The 21,487-nt window shown below is 61.9% G+C and carries 24 protein-coding genes and 2 tRNA genes; 18 read left to right on the top strand and 8 right to left on the bottom strand.

What is annotated here, in order from left to right:
• Positions 1–88: 88 nt before the first annotated feature.
• From EQG66_RS09455 to EQG66_RS09470, 4 genes are all read left to right on the top strand, one after another.
• A complete protein-coding gene (locus tag EQG66_RS09455; protein WP_342775130.1) occupies positions 89–583 on the top strand; it encodes a hypothetical protein in 495 nt (164 codons plus the stop codon).
• A gap of 132 nt (positions 584–715) precedes the next feature.
• A complete protein-coding gene (locus EQG66_RS09460) occupies positions 716–2,143 on the top strand; it encodes a DEAD/DEAH box helicase (protein WP_129404343.1) in 1,428 nt (475 codons plus the stop codon).
• 76 nt (positions 2,144–2,219) lie between these two features.
• Positions 2,220–2,295 (top strand) — tRNA-Ala (locus tag EQG66_RS09465).
• A 27-nt stretch (positions 2,296–2,322) separates the two neighbouring features.
• Positions 2,323–2,853, top strand: a complete 531-nt coding sequence (locus EQG66_RS09470) for a gamma carbonic anhydrase family protein (RefSeq protein WP_129404344.1) — start codon at positions 2,323–2,325, stop codon at positions 2,851–2,853.
• Positions 2,854–2,865: 12 nt separating this feature from the next.
• Here EQG66_RS09470 and EQG66_RS09475 read toward each other — a convergent pair whose 3' ends face one another.
• The 3 genes from EQG66_RS09475 to EQG66_RS09485 all read right to left on the bottom strand — a co-directional run bounded on the left by EQG66_RS09475 (position 2,866) and on the right by EQG66_RS09485 (position 4,038).
• Positions 2,866–3,279 (bottom strand): holin family protein, encoded by a 414-nt coding sequence (locus EQG66_RS09475; RefSeq protein ID WP_129404345.1) that lies wholly within the window; start codon positions 3,277–3,279, stop codon positions 2,866–2,868.
• Positions 3,280–3,305: 26 nt separating this feature from the next.
• Complete coding sequence (locus EQG66_RS09480; protein ID WP_129404346.1) at positions 3,306–3,848, bottom strand: glycoside hydrolase family 108 protein; 543 nt, start codon at positions 3,846–3,848, stop codon at positions 3,306–3,308.
• 113 nt (positions 3,849–3,961) lie between these two features.
• Positions 3,962–4,038 (bottom strand) — tRNA-Pro (locus EQG66_RS09485).
• Positions 4,039–4,188: 150 nt separating this feature from the next.
• On the opposite strand from EQG66_RS09485, the gene yajC reads away from it, so the two are divergent.
• Genes yajC through secF form a run of 3 tightly spaced genes read left to right on the top strand, consistent with a single transcriptional unit; the run spans position 4,189 to position 7,100 of the window.
• Positions 4,189–4,527 (top strand): preprotein translocase subunit YajC, encoded by a 339-nt coding sequence (gene yajC / locus EQG66_RS09490; protein WP_129404347.1) that lies wholly within the window; start codon positions 4,189–4,191, stop codon positions 4,525–4,527.
• A gap of 8 nt (positions 4,528–4,535) precedes the next feature.
• Positions 4,536–6,134, top strand: a complete 1,599-nt coding sequence (gene secD / locus EQG66_RS09495) for a protein translocase subunit SecD (protein ID WP_129404348.1) — start codon at positions 4,536–4,538, stop codon at positions 6,132–6,134.
• Positions 6,135–6,146: 12 nt separating this feature from the next.
• Positions 6,147–7,100 carry a protein translocase subunit SecF gene (gene secF / locus EQG66_RS09500; protein ID WP_129404349.1) on the top strand — a complete coding sequence of 318 codons (954 nt, stop codon included), beginning with the start codon at positions 6,147–6,149 and terminating at the stop codon, positions 7,098–7,100.
• A gap of 15 nt (positions 7,101–7,115) precedes the next feature.
• Here the strand turns inward: secF and EQG66_RS09505 are convergent, their stop codons facing one another.
• Positions 7,116–8,291, bottom strand: coding sequence for a glycosyltransferase (locus EQG66_RS09505; protein ID WP_129404350.1), 1,176 nt, complete (start codon positions 8,289–8,291; stop codon positions 7,116–7,118).
• A 48-nt stretch (positions 8,292–8,339) separates the two neighbouring features.
• Complete coding sequence (locus EQG66_RS09510; RefSeq protein WP_129404351.1) at positions 8,340–8,903, bottom strand: helix-turn-helix domain-containing protein; 564 nt, start codon at positions 8,901–8,903, stop codon at positions 8,340–8,342.
• Positions 8,904–8,997: 94 nt separating this feature from the next.
• Here EQG66_RS09510 and EQG66_RS09515 point away from each other — a divergent pair, with 94 nt between their 5' ends.
• Both EQG66_RS09515 and EQG66_RS09520 read left to right on the top strand, forming a co-directional pair.
• Positions 8,998–9,465, top strand: a complete 468-nt coding sequence (locus EQG66_RS09515; RefSeq protein ID WP_129404352.1) for a DUF6456 domain-containing protein — start codon at positions 8,998–9,000, stop codon at positions 9,463–9,465.
• Between the two features lie 134 nt (positions 9,466–9,599).
• Positions 9,600–10,469, top strand: coding sequence for an OmpA family protein (locus EQG66_RS09520; RefSeq protein WP_129404353.1), 870 nt, complete (start codon positions 9,600–9,602; stop codon positions 10,467–10,469).
• A gap of 244 nt (positions 10,470–10,713) precedes the next feature.
• On the opposite strand, the gene EQG66_RS09525 is transcribed toward EQG66_RS09520, so the two are convergent.
• A complete protein-coding gene (locus tag EQG66_RS09525; protein ID WP_129404354.1) occupies positions 10,714–12,513 on the bottom strand; it encodes an ABC-F family ATP-binding cassette domain-containing protein in 1,800 nt (599 codons plus the stop codon).
• A gap of 102 nt (positions 12,514–12,615) precedes the next feature.
• Between EQG66_RS09525 and EQG66_RS09530 the strand changes: the two genes are divergently transcribed.
• The 5 genes from EQG66_RS09530 to EQG66_RS09550 all read left to right on the top strand — a co-directional run bounded on the left by EQG66_RS09530 (position 12,616) and on the right by EQG66_RS09550 (position 15,831).
• Entirely contained in the window at positions 12,616–12,933 is a 318-nt protein-coding gene (locus EQG66_RS09530; RefSeq protein ID WP_245987999.1) for a hypothetical protein, read from the top strand.
• Between the two features lie 42 nt (positions 12,934–12,975).
• Positions 12,976–13,644: a response regulator transcription factor gene (locus tag EQG66_RS09535; RefSeq protein WP_129404355.1), complete on the top strand. Its 669-nt coding sequence runs from the start codon at positions 12,976–12,978 to the stop codon at positions 13,642–13,644.
• A gap of 71 nt (positions 13,645–13,715) precedes the next feature.
• Positions 13,716–15,026 carry a sensor histidine kinase gene (locus EQG66_RS09540; RefSeq protein ID WP_129404412.1) on the top strand — a complete coding sequence of 437 codons (1,311 nt, stop codon included), beginning with the start codon at positions 13,716–13,718 and terminating at the stop codon, positions 15,024–15,026.
• A gap of 41 nt (positions 15,027–15,067) precedes the next feature.
• Positions 15,068–15,505 (top strand): iron-sulfur cluster assembly scaffold protein, encoded by a 438-nt coding sequence (locus EQG66_RS09545; protein WP_129404356.1) that lies wholly within the window; start codon positions 15,068–15,070, stop codon positions 15,503–15,505.
• Positions 15,502–15,831, top strand: a complete 330-nt coding sequence (locus EQG66_RS09550) for a DUF423 domain-containing protein (RefSeq protein WP_129404357.1) — start codon at positions 15,502–15,504, stop codon at positions 15,829–15,831. The genes EQG66_RS09545 and EQG66_RS09550 overlap by 4 nt, the downstream gene beginning before the upstream one ends.
• On the opposite strand, the gene aroB is transcribed toward EQG66_RS09550, so the two are convergent.
• Complete coding sequence (aroB, locus tag EQG66_RS09555; RefSeq protein WP_129404358.1) at positions 15,813–16,919, bottom strand: 3-dehydroquinate synthase; 1,107 nt, start codon at positions 16,917–16,919, stop codon at positions 15,813–15,815. The genes EQG66_RS09550 and aroB overlap by 19 nt on opposite strands.
• Complete coding sequence (locus EQG66_RS09560) at positions 16,916–17,455, bottom strand: shikimate kinase (RefSeq protein ID WP_129404359.1); 540 nt, start codon at positions 17,453–17,455, stop codon at positions 16,916–16,918. The genes aroB and EQG66_RS09560 overlap by 4 nt, the downstream gene beginning before the upstream one ends.
• Before the next feature lie 86 nt (positions 17,456–17,541).
• Between EQG66_RS09560 and EQG66_RS09565 the strand changes: the two genes are divergently transcribed.
• Genes EQG66_RS09565 through EQG66_RS09580 form a run of 4 tightly spaced genes read left to right on the top strand, consistent with a single transcriptional unit; the run spans position 17,542 to position 21,447 of the window.
• A complete protein-coding gene (locus EQG66_RS09565; RefSeq protein WP_129404360.1) occupies positions 17,542–17,724 on the top strand; it encodes a hypothetical protein in 183 nt (60 codons plus the stop codon).
• A gap of 2 nt (positions 17,725–17,726) precedes the next feature.
• Entirely contained in the window at positions 17,727–19,571 is a 1,845-nt protein-coding gene (locus EQG66_RS09570) for a hypothetical protein (protein ID WP_129404361.1), read from the top strand.
• Positions 19,572–19,577: 6 nt separating this feature from the next.
• Positions 19,578–20,492 carry a tyrosine-type recombinase/integrase gene (locus tag EQG66_RS09575; protein WP_281273930.1) on the top strand — a complete coding sequence of 305 codons (915 nt, stop codon included), beginning with the start codon at positions 19,578–19,580 and terminating at the stop codon, positions 20,490–20,492.
• A gap of 10 nt (positions 20,493–20,502) precedes the next feature.
• Positions 20,503–21,447 (top strand): acetyl-CoA carboxylase carboxyltransferase subunit alpha, encoded by a 945-nt coding sequence (locus EQG66_RS09580; protein ID WP_129404362.1) that lies wholly within the window; start codon positions 20,503–20,505, stop codon positions 21,445–21,447.
• Positions 21,448–21,487 lie beyond the last annotated feature (40 nt).

The raw sequence follows: 21,487 nt of genomic DNA on the forward strand, positions 1-21,487 counted from the left end.
GGCGGGGTATATCGCGCCAATTCACCTATTGTTCAACCGGCTCGACCTATGCCAACACAATTACTCAGTCATCAATCATGGAACAGGCGTGACGCCACTTTCGCTGTCTCTTTTTTCCGGTCTGGCGCTGATGGCGAGCGTACCCACAGACAACAGCCTTCGATCTGGTGTTGGTTCGGGGCGTGTTGCTGCCGACTCGGCGGGGCAGGGCAGTGCGCAATGGGCGCAGATGACGATCGAGCAGCGCGTGATTATCCGGGTGCCGATGGTGCGCCGCCCCCCGCCCCAGCGCGCCGATATCGAGTGGGAAGAGCGCAAGGGGCCGAAATGCATTGACCTCAAACGGCTGCGCTTTGCCGCTGTCACTTCTGAGCGGGGTGTGGACCTCATGCTGGCAGGGCGGGAGCGGATGCGCGCGCTGCTGGGGCGAGAGTGCGGTCCCGCCGATCTGCACTCCGGCCTTTATGTTCAGCCCAATGAGGATGGCGCGCTGTGCGCGGGACGAGATAGGGTACTCTCGCGCAGCGGCGCGGACTGCCCGATCAGAAAGCTGGTGCGGTTGGTGCCTGAGGACGACGACTGACGTTCAAGGGCGCATAGCATCGGGCATTCGCTCCTTCTGCGGGAATTTCTTGACAAATCGGCTCAACATGCGCATTGGCGCGGCCTGAGTAGGCGTCCTGTCGGCCGCCACATAACATATCCCGGAAATTGAATGAATTTTGCCGATCTCGGCCTATCCGATGAGCTGCTAAGGGCCGTTAACGAGGCAGGGTATGACACGCCCACGCCGATCCAGGCTCAGGCGATCCCCCCCGTTCTCATGATGAAAGATCTTATCGGGATAGCCCAGACTGGCACCGGCAAGACTGCCAGCTTCGTGCTACCCATGATAGATATTCTGGCGCATGGCCGCAGCCGGGCGCGTATGCCGCGCAGCCTCATTCTGGAGCCGACGCGCGAACTCGCCGCGCAGGTGGCAGAGAATTTCGAGAAATACGGCAAATATCACAAACTCAACATGGCCCTCCTCATCGGCGGCGTCTCGATGGGCGATCAGGTGAAGGCGCTGGAGAAGGGCGTTGACGTGCTCATCGCCACACCGGGACGCCTGATGGACTTGTTTGGCCGCGGCAATATATTGCTTACCGGCTGCGGTCTGCTGGTGATCGACGAGGCGGACCGGATGCTCGATATGGGCTTCATTCCCGATATCGAGGAAATCTGTACCAAGCTGCCTGCCACGCGTCAGACCTTATTGTTCTCGGCCACCATGCCGCCGCCGATCAAGAAGCTCGCCGACAAGTTTCTGTCCAATCCGAAATATGTCGAGGTGGCCCGCCCCGCGACCGCCTCTGCCAATATCAAGCAGTGGCTGGTCAAGGTCGACGCGCGCAAGAAGCGGGAGAAGCTGCGCGACCTTTTGCGGCAGGAGGAGGTGAGCAACGCCATCGTCTTCTGCAATCGCAAGACGACGGTGCGCGAGCTGAACAAGAGCCTGCGCAGCTATGGCTTTTCTTCCGGCGAGATTCACGGCGATATCGACCAGAGCGCCCGCATTGCTGAGCTGGATCGGTTCAAATCGGGCGAAGTAACGATCCTTGTCGCGTCTGATGTCGCCGCGCGCGGGCTGGATATCAAGGGCGTGTCTCATGTATTCAACTTTGACGCGCCTTGGCACCCGGATGATTATGTTCATCGCATCGGCCGCACCGGCCGCGCGGGCGCTTCGGGCGTTGCCTACACCTTCGTATCTAAGGAAGATGCCGAGGCGATCGACAATATTCAAAAGCTGATCGGCACGTCCATCGATTATGCTGCCGGATCGACGGGCTCGGATGAGGTGCAAGCCAGCGATGCGCAGGATGATGCGGCGTCCAAGCCCCGTGCTTCCCGCTCACGCACGCGCAAGGCAGACAAGCCGGTGGCCGAAAAAGTGGCGACAGAAGAGCGGACGGAACAGCCTGACCGCCCAGGGCGCAAGGAGCCGCGCCGTGAGGATTCTACGCGCCGTGAATCCCGTCATCGCGCCGAGGAGCGTGAACCTCGCCCAGCCCGTTATGCCGATGTCGATGGTACTCTGGAAGACGGGGCGTGGAACGGCCCGGTCCCCAGTTTTCTTGGGGTCGGATTCTCCGAGTAAGGCGGTTTGGCAGCGCGCCATATCCCGTAAATTGCCGTTGCCATCGCTGGGCGGCTCGCTTATAGGCGAGCGCCTTGGGGCCGTAGCTCAGCTGGGAGAGCGCGTCGTTCGCAATGACGAGGTCAGGGGTTCGATCCCCCTCGGCTCCACCAATTTTCATCCATCGCTGGAGGGTCGCAATGCCGCTGTACGAGTTTGACGGCAAGGCGCCCCGTCTACCGGTCGATGGTTCGGCGTGGGTGGCGCCCTCCGCCGATCTCATTGGTGATGTGGAATTGGGCGAGTGCGCGAGCGTGTGGTTCGGCGCGGTGATCCGCGCGGATAATACATTGATCAAAGTCGGCGCCCGCAGCAACATTCAAGAGCAGGTCGTGCTTCACAGCGACGAGGGCGTGCCCTGCACCGTGGGCGAAGGCGTCACGGTTGGCCATCATGTGATGCTGCACGGCTGCACGATTGGCGACAACAGCCTGATCGGCATGGGCGCGACCATCCTCAACCGCGCCGTCATCCCCGAAAACTGCATTGTCGGTGCGGGCGCGCTTGTAACGGAGGGCAAGACCTTCGAGCCGGGAAGCCTCATCGTCGGTGCCCCCGCAAAGGCCATTCGTCAACTGGACGAAATGGCGCTTGCGGGGTTGCGCCATAGTGCAAACCATTATGTCAAGAAAGCCGAGGCCTTTTCAGCCAATCTCAAGCGGGTCGATTGAGGTAACAAGGCTTCATTTGTCTACGCCCTTGAGCTTGCCCCAAGTCCTGGCGGCAGTGTAACCCAGATAACCAGTGCCGAACAACGCATAGAGCGGCTCCGGTATTCCGGCGAGATACGCGTTCATGCCATTGGCGATGTCGTCCGCCATTTGCGGCTGGGCGGCGGCGATCAGGCCCATCGGGATCGACCAGAGCAGCAGCGCGTACATGACATACAGGAAAGCAGGGCGGGCGCGGCTGGTCCATGGGTCAGTCGATTGTGCTTCGGCGAGAATGGCTGAAAGCTGGGTGCGGATCGCTTCCATCTCCTGCGCACCCTGTAATTTCAGCAGTTCAAGCTTGGCTGCGTCGCGCGCCTTGGGGTCAGGAATGATCTTGTCGATGATGCCCGCGATAGGGCTGATCAGGGCTTCGAGCAGTGCCATATATGTGATCCTTGTGTTGGAATGAATTAACCGATACGGTTGGAGAGCCAGCCATAAACGAAGGCTTCGTTCGCCGGCCGACCTTCGGCCAGCGCGATATATCGCTCGCCGCGCAACGCCTGCATCGCCTTCAGAAGTACCGCTTCACCCTTGGCGCCGCGCACGGCAAGAAAGGCGGCCAATGCGCGCTGTGTGGCGGGACCGATGGCGCCGTCTGACGCTAGGTCGGCATAATCTTGCCCGTTGCGATTGAGCGCATTCAGTGCGCGCTGAAGAAAGCGGATGGCAACAGGTGGCCCCATGTTGACCCCCGCATCGAACAGCTCGTGCGCTATTTTTGGTGCAATTGGCGCTATGCTGTCAAAGTGTGGCGCATCCCAGTAAAGAGTGCGATAGATGCGTTCGGCCTCAGTACGCGGCAGGGCGCGCATCTCCCCGTTATATCCATTGGCGCGCGCAACAGCCTGTGTAATGCCCCAGTTCGTCGGGCCTCCCCGGTCGGCGGGATGGTCGCAATATCCACCCTCGCGGGCGATCAGATTATTCAGATATGCTGCAATATCAGTCATAGCGGTCTCCGTGTGTCGCGGAGGCAGATAACCTATTTGGTGCGATGTAGGACAGTGGCTAACAGAGGGCAGCCCCATGCCATAACTGGATGATGCCAAATGAAGAATATCTCTGGTCGGGACGAGAGGATTCGAACCTCCGACCCCCACACCCCCAGTGTGATGCGCTACCAGGCTGCGCTACGTCCCGACCGAGGGGAGGGCACTTAGGGCGAAAGCGCAAGCCATGCAAGCCCTCTTGCCCGTTGCGCGAACATTCCTATTTGTGGTAGCCGCGCGCATCCTGCCGGTGCCGATTGATCCATGCACCTGTTCAAGAATGACAGAAAGAGCTGTGCCGATGCTTATCTCCCCCGCTTATGCCCAGACCGCCGGTGCCGCCGGCACTGGTGGCAGTGCCGCCTTCATGATTCAGATTCTGCAGCTGCTGCTAATCTTCGTGGTGTTCTATTTCCTCATCATCCGCCCGCAGAACAAGCGCATGAAGGATCACAAGGCCAAGATCGACGCGGTGAAGAAGGGCGATCAGGTAGTGACAGGCGGTGGCCTCATCGGCAAGGTGGTGAAGGTTGAGGACAGTGTGGTCGAGGTTGAGCTGGCGCAGGGCGTCAAGGTACGCGCGCTGAAATCGACGCTGACCGACATCGTCGACCCCACTGCCAAGCCCGCGAACGACTGACCCCGCACATGCTCGGTTTTACCCGCTGGAAGGTTATCCTGATCGTCACCGCGCTGTTGCTTGGCGCGGTGCTGGCCGTACCCACCTTCTTGCCGGAGCGGGTGTTCAACCAGCTCCCGTCCGCGCTTCAGGTGAAGGTCAATCTGGGGCTGGATCTTTCGGGTGGCAGCCATATTCTGCTGGAGGCCAATCCTGCCGATGTCGCCAAGGCGCGGCTGGAGGGAATGGAGGAGCAGATTCGCACCGAGCTGCGGCGCGGAGATCCGAAAATCGCGATAGGCGATATTTCGCGCAAGGGCGGCAAGCTGAGCTTCATGGTGCGCAACCCCGCGCAGGTTGACGCGGCGGTGGAGCGCATCCGCCCTCTCACGCAGGGCGCGGGGCTGACCGGCCAGCGTGATTACACCGTGGAGGTGGTGGACAGCAGCACAATCATCCTGACGCCGACACAGGCGGGAACCGACGCGGCCCTCAAGCAGGCGATGGAAGATGCCAAGCAGGTGATCGACCGGCGCATCAACGAGCTGGGTACACGGGAACCGACGATCATCCGCCAGGGCGCTAATCGCATCGTGGTGCAGGTGCCCGGTCTGCAAGACCCCAGCCAGCTCAAGCAATTGCTGGGCCAGACGGCCAAGCTGGAGTTCAAGCTGGTCGATTATGCTGCTGACCCCGCCGAGCTGGCGCAGGGGCGCGCGCCGATCGGCAGCGAGATTTTGCCCTATCCTGACAATCCATCGGGTATGCCGATCATCGCGGTGAAGCGGCAGGTGATGGTCTCTGGCGACGAGCTGACCGATGCCACTCAGGGCTATGACCAGCAGAACAACCAGCCGGTCGTCAATATACGGTTCAACGGCTCTGGCGGGCGCAAGTTTGGCCGCGTAACGACAGAAAATGTCAACAAGCCCTTCGCGATCATCCTCGATGGCAAGGTGTTGTCCGCGCCCAACATCAACGAGCCGATTCTGGGCGGCAGTGCGCAGATTTCCGGTAATTTTACGGTGCAAAGCGCCAACGAGCTGGCGATTGCGCTGCGCTCCGGCAAGCTGCCGGTAAAGCTGACGGTGGTGGAAGAGCGCACCGTGGGGCCTGACCTTGGCGCGGATTCGATCCGCAGTGGCGTCATCGCCTGCGCCATCGCCACGGCGGCGGTGCTGGCCTTCATGATGGTCACTTATGGGCGCTTTGGCGTCTATGCCAATATCGCGCTGGTCGCCAATATCGTTCTCATCATCGCGATCATGGCAGTACTGAACGCAACATTGACGCTGCCGGGCATCGCCGGCTTCGTGCTGACGATCGGCGCTGCGGTGGACGCCAACGTGTTGATCAACGAACGCATCCGCGAGGAGCAGCGGCGCGGCAGGCATATCATCCAGACGATCGAGACAGGATATAAGGAGGCCAGCCGGGCGATCTTCGATGCGAACATCACCAATGTCATCGCCGCTGCCTTGATGTTCTACTTTGGTTCCGGGCCGATCAAGGGCTTTGCTGTGGTGTTGACCATCGGCATCGTCACCAGCGTGTTCACCGCCGTGACGCTGAGCAGACTGCTTGTCTCGCGCTGGTTGCGCACGCGCCCGACCGAGCTGGTGATCTGACGGAGAACGACCATGAAATTGCTGAAACTCGTTCCCGATGCCACCAACATCCAGTTCCTGAAATGGCGCAATATCGCCATGTTCCTGTCCATCGCGCTGATATTGGCGTCTGTGGCGCTGGTCGCCGTGCGCGGCCTCAACCTTGGTGTCGATTTCGTCGGCGGGCAGATGGTGCGCGTCAGCTTCGCACAGCCTGTGCCGCTCGATGAGCTGCGGGAAACTGTGAGTGCGCTCAATCAGGGCGAGCCGACTATCCAGCAGTTCGGTTCTCCTAGCGACGTGTCGATTCGCATGCCACTGCCCGCAGGGGGCGAGGGCGCCGCCAACGAAGCGGCGGGCAAGCTAAAGGCCGCCATTTCCGCGCGCTATCCGGCGGCAAAATTTGGCAGCATCGATACGGTATCCGGCAAGGTTTCGGGTGAGTTGTTCCGCACAGGCGCGATCAGCATGGCGCTGGCGATGATCGCTATCTCGATCTACATCTGGTTCCGGTTTGAGTGGCAGTTCGGCATGGGCGCGATGTTTGCGCTGGTGCATGACGTGGCGCTTACCTTCGGTTTCTTCGCGCTGACGCAACTGGAGTTTGATCTTAACAGCGTGGCGGCTGTGCTGACGATCATCGGCTACTCGCTCAATGACACCATTGTGGTCTATGACCGAATCCGTGAGAATCTGCGCAAATATCGCAAGATGGAGATCATTCCGGTGCTCGATCTCTCGGTGAACGAGACGCTGGCCCGCACGATCATGACCTCGCTCACGATGATCATCGCGCTTGCCTGCCTGCTGGTTTGGGGACCAGAGGTGATCTTCGGCTTCACCGCTGCGATGCTGCTCGGTATTTTCATCGGCACCTATAGCTCGATCTATATGGCAGCGCCTATCCTGGTATGGCTCAAGGTCGGTCCGCACAGCTTCCTGCCCAAGGAGGGTACTGTGGCGCAGGGGGCGGAGCGGATTGGCTGAGGCTGAGTTAGGGGTCTAAGCGCTTTTGCCCGCTATCCTCGACAGATGATCAAGTAGCGCGTCGCCGTTCGTCGCCCAGGTAAAGCGTAGCGCCGCCTTGCGGACGGCAACCCTGTTCGGCGTCTGCGCCAGCATTTCTCGCAGCGTAGTGGCCAGTGCGTCAGGCGTCCGGTCGACGATGCGCCCGGCCTGAGGATCGTTCAGCACCTCACGCGCACCGCCGACATCGCTGATCGCGATCGGCGTTCCACAGGCCAGTGCCTCCACCCACGCATTGGCAAGCCCTTCGGACGCGGAAGGCAGCGCCATTACATCCGCCGCATTATAGATGGCGGGTAAGTCATCATGTGGTACGGCTCCCAGAAAGCCCACACGATCTGCCACGCCCACTTCCGCAGCAAGCTTTTCGTATGCCGTCCGGTCTGGCCCATGCCCAGCGAGTAACAGCGTGACACCAGGGAGATCGGCCAGCGCGCGGATAAGGAGATCCTGCCCCTTGCGCGTAATGAGATTGCCGACGCACAACACCACCGGCCCATCGAGGTGAAGGCGCGCCTTTGCCGCCGCGCGGTCTTGCGGGGCGAACCGATCGAGATCGACCCCAGTATAATGCACGCGGATTGTTTCCGCCTCCAGTCCAAGCGCGATCATAGAGCGTTTCATGGCTTCCGATACCGCCAGCAGACCGGCGGCGTCCTGTCCCGCTTGCACCACCGCCTTGCGCGTTGCGGGCAGGCGGCCCCAATAATGAATATCAGCCCCGCGCGCCTTCACTGAATAGGGTATGCCAAGACGGTTGGCGAGTGTGCGCGCCACAGGTCCATCGGGGTAAAAGAAGCTCGCGTCGATGACATGGAACGGTGCTTCTGCATGCAGATCGCGCACCAGCGGCCACACCGCGCGGGTCATGGCGCCGATGGTGAAGCGGCCGCCTAGCTTGGGGATCACCGTGAAAGGTGGGCGATGGACGGTGAGGTTGCGCCAACGCTCCTGCAGGGGCAGTGCGGCGAGCGGCGCATAATGTGGATGGCGCGAAAGCGGCCAGGGTGCAATGCCCACCGGCGCAATGACGGTGAGATCCACGCCCTCGCGGCTCGCCAGTTCACGGCATTGCCGCTCCACAAACACGCCAAAATTCGGACGCGCCCTGTCCGGGAACAAAGTGGATAAGGTTAGCACCCGCAAGCTCATGCGCGTGGCTTATCATGAAATGGTTAACAGCCGAAACCGCGCAGCCTGCTATAAGCTTCGTACCAGCCGGGTCGCCACCGCTGCCCATGGCGGATCGGACAGGATCTGCTGCCGCGCGTTAGGATTAAGCGGCAGTATTTGTACCCGATCGCCCTCACGCCCGATAAGCCGACCGAAAAGAAAGCGCCCACCGGGACGAGGAAACAGCACGTCGCGGTTGAGCGCATGAGCATAGTCCTTGGGCGCGATGCGCGTACACCAGATTTCATCACCTGCGCGATAATCGCCGATGCTCGCTAATATGCGCAGGCCCGTCATCTCACCTTCGATCAGGGGCGCAACGAAATGCGAGGGGCGCGCCGGGGCATAGGCGCCCTCTGGCCCAAGATAGGCGACGACGGGGATATGCTCCTTGCCCGGCATATCAACCAGATCAGATGCAGTAACGCCGAGTGCCAGCGCGATACGATTGAGCCAACCGATCGAGACCGTGCGCGTGCCCGTCTCTAGCCGCCCAATGGTTTGCGCCGTTGTAGGCGGCTCGCACCGTTTGGCGACATCGTCGAGCGTCATGCCCTTGGCGCGGCGCACTTCGCGTATGCGTGTAATCAAGGTAGGATCCTTTAATAACCTATATGGTTTTTCTTCTTTCCTACACTTCCACGGCAATGGCAAGCCGCTTCGTCACGCAGCACAGGAGGAAGGCATGACGCGCGCCGCAAACTTTATCGAACACAGTATCGAAGACCCCGATGGCACCTGGCAACAGGTGCGCATCCATATCGGCGAATCGCCGTTGCTCTGGCTCCATGCGCGTGGGCATCTGAGCGAAAGGCTCTATATCGCGGGTGAGCGACTGCGGCAGGATTGGGAGCGGGCAGGCTTGGGCGCACGGGTGACGATGAGTTGGGACAATACCGCGCCACCCTCACGTGGGCGGCGCGCAGCACCAGAGGCCATTTCGCGTGGTGAAGGCCAGATCGCTGCCAAGGCGCGCCTGCACGCGGCATTGGATCAAGCCGGGCCGGGGTTGAAGGATATCCTTTGGCGTGTGGCCTGTGCAGGAGAGGGCCTGAGCGCGGCGGAACAGGCGCTCGGTTGGCCTACGCGCGCGGCCAAACTCGTCCTCACCTTCGCGCTGGAACGGGTGGCGGACTATTACCGGGTGGCGTAAATAGGATATTCCCTCGATTCACCGCAAGATGTGCCCGACCCATCCGTGCAGTGATGCGTCACTCTTTCCATTCGTCGCTCCAGAAGGTTAACGCCACCTGATGTGGTGGGGTAGTGATATTCAGGAGTATATTGATGCGCGTTCATTTCATAAGACAGGACATGCTTATTGTCGCTGCGCTGCTCGCTGTGCCGACTTCGGCGAGCGTATCGGCGCAGGAGCAGGTGATTCAGCCCGATCCCAATATTGTCGTCAACGGCGCGCAGGAGCCAGTGGCGAGCACCCCCGGTCCTGAGATCAAGGGCGTTATTACGGCCCGCAATGGCAACAAAATGAAGGTCACAGCAGACGACGGCACCTCCGCGATCATTGCTCTTAACAATGCAACTAAGGTCAAGGCGGCAAGCGGCCTTTTCGGTAGCAAGAAGACGCTGGGTGCAGAAGTGCTACTCAACGGCTTGCCCGTGACGGTGAAGACGATGCAGGCGGGCGACAGCCTGGTCGCGAGCCAGGTCTCGCTTCGCAGCAACGACCTCAGAACCGCGATGATGATCCGTAACGGTACCGCTCAGCGCTTTGACGAGCAGGCCGCCGCAACCGAGGCGTTGCGCGGGCGCATGGGCGATATCGACAAATATAACATCAAGAACACCACGAACGTCTATTTCGATACCGGCAAGGCGGTACTGTCCCCTCAGGCCAAGGCCGAACTCTGCGCTACGGCAGTGCAGGCCGAGGCGACGGACAATGCACTGATGCTCGTCGTAGGGTATACTGATTCGGTCGGAAGCGAGGAGTATAATCAGGTGCTCAGCGAAAAACGGGCCAGCAGCGTCATAAACTATCTGCAACAGGCCTGCCGCTGGAAGCCGTATCGCATGCTGACGCCGACAGGCATGGCGGAGTCGGACCCGCTGGCCAGCAATGACACGCCGGAAGGCAAGGCACAGAACCGCCGCGTTTCGGTGAACGTCCTCGTTAGCAAGGCACTGGACGGCATCTGAATTGAGGAGAGAGGCCGCGCTTATGGTGCGGCCTCAAGGCTGACATTAGAGCATCGCGCCAAAAAGTGGGAACCGGTTTTTGGCAAAAACGATGCGACAACAAAAAGTTAGAGCGCCATATTGCGTCAGATTTAACGCAGCGCGCTCTAGACCGCTGAGAGCCGCCGAATTGCGGTAGCCCGCCACCTCTCTGGCGACGGAGACTCATCATGTGGAGTGAGCGTCCGGTAGCGCTGATCGACTGCTACCGCCCAATTTTCTCTACTATTTCCGCCAGTTCGAGCCAGCGTTCTTCCGCTGCGTCTTTTTCTGCCCTCGCCTTTTCTATCGTCGCCATCAGCGTCGTAAAGCGCGTGGGGTTTTTCGCATAGAGATCGGGGTCGGCCAGCGCCGCCTCATCCCGCGCGATTGCCGCTTCCAGTTCCTCGATCTTCGCGGGGAGTAGGTCATAATCCCGCTGGTCCTTGTAACTCAGCTTGGAAGATTTTGCGGGCAGCGGGGGAGAGGGCAGGGCCGCATCTCCCTTGGCGGGTGAGGCGCTCCGCTTCGCCGGGCTTGAGCGCTGCCTGCGTTGCTTCTCCCAGTCTTCATAGCCGCCTGCGACGACATCGACCATGCCGGAGCCATCCAGTCCCAGCGTGATCGTCACCGTCTTGTCGAGGAAGTCGCGGTCATGACTGACGATCAACACCGTGCCGGCGTAATCAGCGATCACCTCCTGCAACAGATCGAGCGTCTCCAAGTCCAGGTCATTGGTCGGCTCGTCGAGCACCAACAGGTTCGATTCACGGGCAAACTCGCGGGCTAGCAGCAGGCGGGATCGCTCGCCACCAGAGAGCGTGCCGACCTTGGCATCGGCAAGGCCCGGATCGAACAGGAACTCTTTCAAATATCCGGCCACATGCTTGCGTATACCGCGCACGTCGATCCAGTCGCCGCCCTCGGCCAGCACATCGCGCACGCTCTTGTCCGGTGCCATCAGCTTGCGCTGCTGGTCGATCACGATGCCATCCAGCGTTTTGGCGCGCGTGATCGTGCCTTCATCGGGCGTGATCTCGCCGGTGAGCAGACGGAGCAGCGTTGTCTTGCCCGCGCCATTGCCGCCGACGACACCGATGCGGTCTCCGCGTTGGATACGCAACGAAAAGTCCTTGATAACCGCGCGATCACCGAAGCGCTTCGTCACATGCTCCGCGACGATCACGCTCTTGGTCTTCACGTCATCACTGGAGACAGAGAGCTTTGCCGTACCCTGCGGCCCCAGCATAGAGGCCCGCTGCGCGCGCATTTCATAGAGCTTCGCCAGCCGCCCCTGATTGCGTTTTCGGCGCGCGGTGACGCCGCGCTCCAGCCAGTGCGCCTCCAGTTTAAGCTTGGCATCGAGCTTGTCCGCCGCGCGTGCTTCCTCGGCATAGACCTTCTCCATCCAAGCCTCGAACCCGCCGAAGCCGATCTCGTTGCGGCGCAGGCTACCCCGGTCGAGCCAGAGTGTCTGGCGGGTGAGGCGGGTGAGGAAAGTGCGATCGTGGCTGATGACGATGAACGCGCCGGTATAGCGCTTCAGCCAGTCTTCCAGCCAGTCTATCGCCGCGATATCAAGATGGTTGGTCGGCTCGTCCAGCAATAAAATGTCCGGCTCGGACGCCAGCGCGCGGCAGATGGCGGCGCGGCGGCGTTCGCCCCCGCTTGCCGTCGCCGCCTCGCGCGAGAGGTTTATGCCGATCTGATCGGCAATGGCCTCCACTTCATGCTGTGGCGGTGGGTTCGGGCCTTTCAGTGCGAAATCGAGCAGAGTGGCGAAGCCCGCAACATCAGGGTCCTGCTCCAGCATCACGACATGCGTGCCCGGCACGACCGAGCGGCGGCCCTTGTCCGCTTCCAGTTCTCCCGCGATAAGGCGCAGCAGCGTCGTCTTGCCCGCCCCGTTGCGGCCGATGAGCGCAAGCCGATCCCGCTCGCCTATGTGGAGATCCAGCCCCTGAAACAACCAGCCCGCGCCCTGGATGAGGCCAAGCCCTTCATAGGATAATATTGGTGCAGCCATGATGAAGCGCTGCTAGGGGAGTGCAATGGGCACGGCAAGCCTTTACAATCCCTGACATCGCTATTCACCGCTTGTTCAAAGGCCATGACTTATGACACAAGCATGACGATGCTGAGCCGCCTGTTTCTGATCTCCCTGTTCTCGTTCTCCGCTTACGGTGTGTCTATCGCACCAGATGCCGATGCGCGCGGCCCGCGCGATGAGCAGGATGCCGCCCGCCGCGCGATGCTGGAAGGGCGGGCGTTGCCGTTCTCTGCAATCAAGCGGCGCGTGGAGGGCGAGATGGGTAACGCCACCTATCTCGGCTCCGAATTTCATCAGGATTCGAACCGCTATCGCCTGAAATATGTACGTGATGGCAGGGTGGTGTGGGTTGATGTCGACGGCCGCACCGGCGAGATTATGGGCCGGGCGCACTAAGTCTGAAGGGCTGCGCCGGTAAGAGAATTTGAGGGGTTTATTATGCGGTTATTGATTGTCGAGGATGAACCTAATCTAGGCAGGCAACTCAAGGCCACGCTTGAGGGCGCGGGCTATGCCGTTGATCTCGCGACTGATGGTGAAGATGGTCATTTCATGGGCAGCACCGAGAGTTACGACGCCGCCGTGCTTGACCTCGGCCTCCCTGAGATTGACGGTCTCACCGTGCTCGATCGCTGGCGCAAGGAGGGGCGTGTTTTCCCGGTGCTGGTGCTCACTGCGCGCGATTCATGGTCAGACAAGGTGGCGGGGCTGGATGCGGGCGCGGATGACTATCTCGCCAAGCCTTTCCAGTCAGAGGAGCTGATCGCCCGCCTGCGCGCGCTAATCCGTCGCGCGTCGGGCAATGCGTCAAGCGAGCTGACCGCAGGCGATGTGCGCCTTGACACACGATCAGGCCGGGTGACGCTCAATGGCGAGCCAGTGAAGCTCACGGCACAGGAATACAAGCTGCTCTCTTACCTTCTGCATCACAAGGGCAAGGTGGTGAGCCGCACCGAGCTGATCGAGCATATATACGATCAGGATTTCGACCGGGATTCAAATACTATCGAGGTGTTTGTTACACGAATCCGCAAGAAACTCGGCCCCGATGTCATCACCACAATTCGTGGCCTTGGCTATAGCCTAGAGGAGCCGGTCGCGTCATAATCCTGTCCTGAAGGGACAGAGACCGGATCATGCCCACCCCCGTGCGCTCCACTGGCTCGTTAAGTCGCCGCATGATGATCGTGGCGGCGCTGTGGATCGTCGTCATGCTGGTGGGCGGCGGGGTCGCGCTGGACAGGCTCCAGCGCGAAGCGATCACCCGTAATTTCGACGATAGTATGGCCTATGCGCTCACCGCGATGATCGCCTCTGCCGAGATAGGGCCGGATGGCGAGGTGCTTTTCAACCGTCCGCTGGCCGATCAGCGATTTATGGAGCCGAATAGCGGGCTCTATTACCAGATCAGCGCCAAGGGTCATGAAGACTGGCGCTCGCGCTCCTTGTGGGATCGGGCGTTGCGGCTGGATCTCGATCATCCCAGTTCGGAGATGCGCACCTACGACAGCAGGCAGTTTGGCGACGAAAGCCTGCGCATTATGGAGCGCAAGGTGATCATCCCCGGATCGAAAGACCGCTGGACCTTTGCCGTAGCGCAGGCGCGGTCTGGCCTCGATGAGCAGATACGCGCACTGAGGGTGACGCTGACTCGCAGCTTTGCATTGTTGGGCATCGGCCTGTTTCTGATGGCGAGCATACAGAGCATTTATGGTCTGCGCCCGCTGCGCGCGGTGCGGCAGGAGATCGCGCGGATGCGCGCAGGCGAAAAGAACCGCGTGACCGAGACGGTGCCGGACGAGGTGCTGCCTATGGTCGAGGAACTGAATGCACTGCTTGCCCATAACGAGCGGCAGGCAGAGGAGGCGCGTGCGCATGCGGGCAATCTCGCCCATGCGCTGAAGACGCCGCTCACCGTCATCATGAACGCTGCCACCGCCGACGCGCCTGACCTTAAGGACACGATCATGCGCGAGGCGGCGACGATGCGGCGGCAGGTGGATCATCATCTTGCCCGCGCACGCGCTGTCGGGCGGCGCGGCACTGCGCAGAGCCGCGCAAATGTGTGGGAAAGCCTGCAGGCGGTGGAGCGGGCGGTGGCGCGGCTCTATCCTGATGTGCGGATCGACATGGATGGCGATGCAGCGGCGTCTGTACTGGTGGAGCGGCAGGATCTGGACGAGCTGCTGGGCAACCTGCTCGAAAACGCCGCGAAATATGGCGGGGGCAGCGTGTTTGCGACAGTCCAGCCCGCGCCTGAAGGGCAGATGGTGTGGATCGACATCGAGGATGATGGCCCCGGCATCCCGGCGGCGGAGCGGGCACGCATCTTTGATCGTGGCGCACGGCTCGATAGCGGCAAGCCCGGCACCGGGCTGGGTCTGGCAATCGTGCGCGACGTGGCGGAGATCTATAATGGGTCTGTCGCGCTGCTGGAGAGTGAGGATATGGGCGGCCTGCTGGTGCGGCTCAGCCTTCCTGCGGGGTAATGGGCGTTTCACTCGCACGGAAAATGGGCTAGGCTCGGCTCATGACATCGCATCTGTATAACCGCGAGATATTGCGCCTCGCGACATCTCTTGCCGGGCAGGGAAGGCTCGCGGATTTTCACGCATCGGCAGACCGTCGATCCCCGACATGCGGTAGCCGGGTGATCGTGGATGTGAAGGTCGATAAGGCCGATCGCATAGCGGAGATAGGCATGGAAGTGAGCGCCTGTGCGCTGGGGCAGGCGTCCGCCGCGCTGGTGTTGGCGGAAGCGCGGGGAAGATCAGCGGCGGATATACAGCGCGCTGCGGATGCGCTCCGCGTCTGGCTGGGTGGAGAGGATAGGACCACCGATTTTTGGCCAGGAATTGACGTTTTTGTGGCTGCGCGGGATTATCCTGCCCGCCATCCCTCGATACTGCTGGCGTTTGAGGCGGCGGCAGAGGCCGCGCTGGCGACACAGAAGGGAGAGGCGGCATGATGGGCCTGTTCGCGGCCCTCAGCGCTGCTTTGGCCATTGCGGCGGGAGCCTTTGGCGCACATGGTGCGGCTTCTCCTCAAGCGGCGGAATGGCTGCGGACCGGGGGCATGTATCAGCTTGTACACGCCGTCGCCGCGATGGTGCTTATGCAGGCGATGCGCGGCCCGGCAGCGCTGATGCTGGCAGGAGCGGCGATTTTCGCGGGAACGCTCTATCTGATGGCGCTTGGCGCGCCGCGCTGGCTGGGCGCGATCACGCCTGTTGGCGGGTCTTTGCTGATCGCCGCATGGCTCTGGGCAGCATGGAGCTATTGGCGCGCTTCCTGATCAAGAAAAGTCGCGACTGAATTGAGATCTACCGTCTTGTCGAGATAGGTTTGCCCGATTCCCCGTGCCAGCAGGAAGGGCAGGGTGCCGCCCTCCATCTTCTTGTCGTGCAGCATATGCGCGACCAGCGCCGCGCCGTCAGCGCTAACTCCCGCTTGTCTGAGCGACGCGGGCAGGCCGGCGGCGCCCAGATGCGCGCCAACCCGCGCGGCATCATCAGCAGAGCATAGTCCCTGAGCCGCCGAAAACCGGAACGCCAGCGCCATGCCAGCCGCGACCGCTTCGCCGTGCAACAGCCGATCTGAATAGCCTGTCTCGGCCTCCAGCGCGTGACCAAAGGTGTGGCCAAGGTTGAGGAGCGCGCGCCTCCCGGTTTTCTCCTCCTCGTCCTCCGCGACGATGGCAGCCTTGGCGCGCACGCTTTTTTCGATGGCATAGGCGCGGGCGGCAGGATCGCCGCTCAGCAGCGCAGTGCCATTGGCCTCGCACCAGGCGAAGAAATCCGCGTCATCGATCAGGCCATATTTCACCACCTCGGCATATCCGGCGCGGACTTCCCGCGCGGGCAGGGTGTCGAGGCTGGTCGGATCGATCAGCACAAGCACGGGCTGATGAAAGGCGCCGACGAGATTTTTTCCTGCACTCGTGTTGATCGCGGTTTTGCCACCGACCGAGCTGTCCACTTGCGAAAGCAGCGTGGTGGGAATCTGGATGAAGCGGCAACCGCGTTTCAGGATCGCTGCCGCAAAGCCGACAAGATCGCCGATCACGCCGCCGCCAAGCGCGATGATCGCGTCTTTGCGCTCCACCCCCAGCGCAAGCAGCCGGTTCATCAGGCGCTCCAGCCCATCCCAGCTTTTGGTGCTTTCTCCGGGAGCAAGGACGATGGGAGTAATGCCTATGCCGCTCGCGGCGAGGCTGGCATCGAGCCGAGAGAGCTGCGCCGCCGCAACATTCTCATCCGTCACCACAACAAGACGGCCATTGCGAACATAAGGCGCAAGATGGGTGTCCGCGCGATCCAGCAGGCCGTCCTCGATAACGATATCATAGCTGCGTGTGCCGAGCGAAACCGGAACGAGGGTCATAGGCCGAGTGTCTCCACGATGTTTTCCACGGTACTTTCGTGCGGGCCGTTTCCGCTGGTGATCCGATAGGGCGCGAGGGCATAGACCGGGTTGCGGGCAGCGCTGAGCTCGGTCAGGACTGTGCGCGGGTCCTTGCCTTCCAACAAGGGGCGCCCTTCGCGGCGGGACACGCGCTCCACCAGCACATCAAGATCCGCATCGAGCCAGATCGTGATAGCGCGCTCCAGAATCAGCGCGCGGGTCTGGTCATTCATGAAGGCGCCGCCGCCGGTGGCGATCACCTTGCGTCCTTCCTCGATCAGCCGTGCGATCACACGGCGTTCACCGTCGCGAAACCCCTCTTCGCCATAGCGCGCGAAGATTTCGGGGATCGTCATGCCCGCCGCATGGGCGATCTCTTCATCCGCATCGACAAAGGGCAAGCCTATGTGCGCGGCTAGGCGGCGTCCGATGGTTGATTTGCCCACGCCCATCATGCCGATCAGCACGATTGGCCGTTCGTCATGCTCTTGTGCTGATTTGCTGTTTTGTTCCATGGTGTGCGCGGCTATACAGCCATGCGCTTTGCGCGCAAAAGCGAAATTTCTGGACAGAGTGTTGGGCGGAGCCGCCAGGTAGGATCATGAAAATCAGAAGAACCAACGCCTTTGGCGAACCTCCCCGGCGCCGCAGCCCTGTGCCGATCGGTTGCCTGCTCGGCGTACTTATCGTGCTGGCTGTGCTGGGATGGGCATGGCATCAGGGCGGAGAGCAGCCGCTAAGCCATGTCGAAAAGCCGGTTGCGGCAGACAGTTTGGGGCACTGAGTATGGCATTGGGCGGTCATCGCGCAGTGCGCTGGTTGGTGGGCGCGGCATTGGGTGGCCTGGCGCTAAGCCTCGCCGTGCCGCTGATGGCGGGCCGCACGCCGACATCGCTGCTGCCGCCCGGCTTTGGCGATGATCCGCCCGCCGAGAAGCCAGCGCAACAGCCCAACAGGCCTGTTGCCCCTGCACCGTCACAAACACAGCCTGCGCGTGCGCCGGGGCTACAGCTTGATCTTTCCGATGTCGGCGGGCCTGCGGCTGCACTGCCGCCAGATGCAGACAATGCCATTGCCGAGGCGCAACTCACCCCTGAAGAGCTGGCCGCCGAGCAACAGAAATATGATTTGCCACCCGGTGCGCAGCGCTCGCTGGACCGCGTCGGCCCGCTGACCGCAGCTGCAGGCGGCTTGCCGGAGAACGCGTTCGGCATCGCATCGGGCGAATTTCTCGCCACCCTGCTGCGCGAGACGAAAGCACCGCTGGCATCGCGCTGGGGGTCTATTCTGCTACGCCGGGCGCTGCTGTCTGCCAGCCTGACGCCGCAAGGCATCAACGGCGCGGATTGGGCCGCGGAACGCGCGTGGATGCTGGTGCGTATGGGCGAGGCGGATGCCGCGCGCTCGCTCGTGCAGAGCGTGGACGCAGACCGATACACTGCGCGGCTCTATGCTGTGGCCATGCAAGCCTATCTGGCGAGCGCGGACCCGGTGGGCCTCTGTGCGATCCAGCAGGGCGGAGCGGGCAGCAGTAAATCGCCGGGTTGGCGCATGGCGGAGGCGATGTGCGCCTCTTTCTCCGCCGAACAGGGGCGAGCCAGCGCAATCCTCAACCAGACGCAGCGGCGTGGCGACGTAAACGGCATAGACTATCGCCTCACCGAGAAGATTGTCGGCGCGGGTGCGAACGCCCGGCGCTCGGTCAAGATCGAGTGGGATGGCGTGGAGCGCCTGACGGCGTGGCGCTATGGGCTCGCCACTGCCGCCAATGTCGATATTCCCGCGCCGCTCATAGCGCAGGGTGGCGCGCATGTGCTGGCATGGCAAGCGCGTGCGCCGATGCTGTCTCCGCTTCTGCGTATGCCAGGTGTAGAGGCCGCAGCCCGGCTTGGCGTGTTTTCCAGCAGCGCACTCGTCGATTTCTACAGTGGGCTGGAAGGGCAGGAGGAGCTGCCCGATGGGCTTGCGGATCGGCTGGCTGCGCTTCGCCTCGCTTATGCGGGCACTGACACTGCGGATCGGCTGGAAGCCATGCGTAACCTTTGGTCCGTTGGAGCGGGGTGGGATATTGTGTCCCTGCTCTCTGTCTCGCGGGCGGCGGCGGCTTTGCCGCTGACAGAGGTGAACGGAGCGGATCTGAGCCGGTTGATCGCCGCGATGCTCAGCGCGGGCTATGACACGAGCGCTATGCGCTGGGCGGGCGCTGCGGATGCGCTGGGTGAGGCGGAGGGCACAGACGCATGGGCGATGCTGGCGGTGGGCGCGCCGCGTATGGCGGTGCGGATCGATATCGGGCGCCTGAAGGATTATGCAGATGGGTCGCCACGCGGGCGGATGGCGCTGGCCGGGTTGGCGGGTCTGGGACGCATTGGTGGCGAGTCTCTCAATGAGGCCGCGGACGAAGGGCGGCTTGACCTGCGCCTGCGCAGCCGCTGGGCGCGCGAGATCAGCGCGGCGGCGGGCAGGGGCGAACAAGGCACCGTAGCCATATTGGCGGCGGTGGGGATGCAGGCATCCCAATGGGGCCGTATGCCGCCGGAACATCTCTATCACATCGTCTCGGCGCTGCATCGCGTAGGGCTGAACGCCGAAGCGCGGATGATCGCGGCTGAGGCGATCATGCGGAGCTGATGGCGCGTGGCGGAGGAGCGGGCCAGCCCCGGCGACGCGCCACTGATCGACCGTTATCTTGAAATGCTGAGTGTGGAGCGCGGCGCGGCGCGCAACACGATCCTTGCCTATCGTAACGACCTTGAGGCGGCGAGCGCGCACATCGGAGGGTTGGGTAGCGCAGACGCAGAGGGCTTGCGCGGTCTTTCCCAACATTGGGCCGAGTTGAACCCTTCCTCTGTCGCGCGCAAGCTTTCTGCCTTGCGCGGCTTTTACGGCTTTCTCGAAGCCGAGGGGGTGCGCCGTGACAATCCTGCAACCGCCGTTCCCCGCCCCGGCCTGCGCCGGCCCCTGCCGTATGTTTTGAGCCATGAAGAGATCGCCCGGCTGTTTGCGGTGGCGGAAGATCGCGCGGGTGGCGAGCATCCTGCGCACCATGATGTGCGGATGCTGGCGCTGCTGGAGCTGCTCTATGGCTCTGGCCTGCGTGCGAGCGAGCTTATGTCACTGCCGCGCCATGCCATTCACCCGGATCGCCCTTTCCTGATCCTGAAAGGCAAGGGCGGGCGCGAGCGGCTGGTGCCGGTGTCTGATCGCGCCCGCGCGGCGGCGGCGCGCTGGGCCAGCCTCGTGCCAGTAGATCAGCCATGGTTGTTTCCTTCGGGCAAATCCCATCTCTCGCGCATCCGGCTGTTTCAGATGGTGCGCGCACTGGGCGCGGAAGCAGGCATCGCGCCGGAGCGGATTAGCCCGCATGTGCTGCGCCATGCCTTCGCTACGCATCTGCTGTCTGGCGGGGCAGACCTGCGCGCGCTCCAGACCATGTTGGGCCATGCCGATATCGGCACGACACAGATTTACACCCATGTCGACAGTGCGCGCCTTGTCGAACTGGTCAACCGACGCCATCCGCTCGTTGACCTGAAGCGTACTCGGCCCTAACTGCGTTTCTATGGTTACGTTTCTGGACTTTGAAAAGCCGATTGCCGCACTCGACGTTCGTATTGCCGAGCTGCGCGACACCGCTCAATCGGGTGAGCTGAACATCGATGCCGAGATCGGCAAGCTGCAACAACGCGCAGACAAGATGCTTGCGGACACCTATGCGAAGCTGACGCCGTGGCAGAAGACACAGGTGGCCCGCCACCCGGATCGCCCGCATTTCAGGCATTATGTGGCCGGGCTTTTCAGCGAGTTCATTCCGCTAGCCGGGGACCGGGCCTTTGGCGACGATCAGGCTATCCTTGGCGGTTTTGCCCGGCTCGGAAAAAGACGCGTCATGGTGATCGGCCATGAGAAGGGCGATGACACGGCCAGTCGGCTTCGCCACAATTTCGGCATGGGCAAGCCGGAGGGTTATCGCAAAGCGATCCGCCTGATGCAGCTTGCTGACCGCTTCGGGCTGCCGGTGGTGACTTTGGTCGATACATCCGGCGCGTTTCCGGGTGTGCAAGCGGAGGAACGCGGACAGGCGGAGGCTATCGCTCGCTCGACCGAGCAATGCCTTGCATTGGGTGTGCCGATGGTCGCGGCGGTTGTGGGCGAGGGTGGTTCTGGCGGGGCGATAGCGCTGGCTGCGGCGAACCGGGTGCTGATGTTTGAGCATGCTGTCTACAGCGTGATCTCGCCTGAAGGCTGTGCTTCTATCCTGTGGCGAACCGCCGAAAAGGCGAGCGAAGCGGCGACTGCTATGCAGGTGACGGCGCAGGATCTCAAGGCGCTGAGCGTGATCGACCGCATAGTGCCTGAGCCAGTAGGCGGCGCTCATCGCGACCCGGCTCAGGCCATAGCATCACTTGGCAAGGCCATCACAGAAGAGCTGGACAGTCTTGCGAAGCTCGATGCTGTAAAATTGCGTAAGGACCGAGCAGACAAGTTTCTTGCGATGGGGCAATAGAGTAGCAATATCACCTCTGGGAACGATCGCAGCTGTGGGC

It is taken from the genome of Sphingobium fluviale (genome assembly GCF_004122115.1).
Taxonomy (GTDB): Bacteria; Pseudomonadota; Alphaproteobacteria; order Sphingomonadales; family Sphingomonadaceae; genus Sphingobium; species Sphingobium fluviale.